Below are 256 nucleotides of genomic sequence, written 5' to 3' on the forward strand. Positions count from 1 at the left end.
CCTGCCACGTATCATCGGTGTACCGCTCGGAGCCCCATTGAGTGCCGGTTTTGCGAAATAGCCACTCGACAGGATCTGAACCGAGCCGCTTGCGGGCTTCTGTTACACCGCTACGAGCCAGCAGATGATCGGTTGCCAAGCCTTGGGCGCAGATGTTGAGCCGCCTCGCGACCTCGTGCACCGGTTCGTCGCGAAACAGCGCCATGCCAAGCACAAGCCAGAGCACTTGATCGGCAGGCAAACGACGGCGCCTGAT

General features: G+C 60.9%; 1 protein-coding gene. It reads right to left on the minus strand.

The window, feature by feature from the left end:
* Nucleotides 1–256: transposase domain-containing protein (locus tag AACY08_RS30220; protein ID WP_339472753.1), on the minus strand; the 256-nt coding region annotated here is incomplete at both ends.

This window comes from Pseudomonas sp. EL_65y_Pfl1_R83 (assembly GCF_963970695.1).
GTDB classification, from domain to species: Bacteria; Pseudomonadota; Gammaproteobacteria; order Pseudomonadales; family Pseudomonadaceae; genus Aquipseudomonas; species Aquipseudomonas tritici.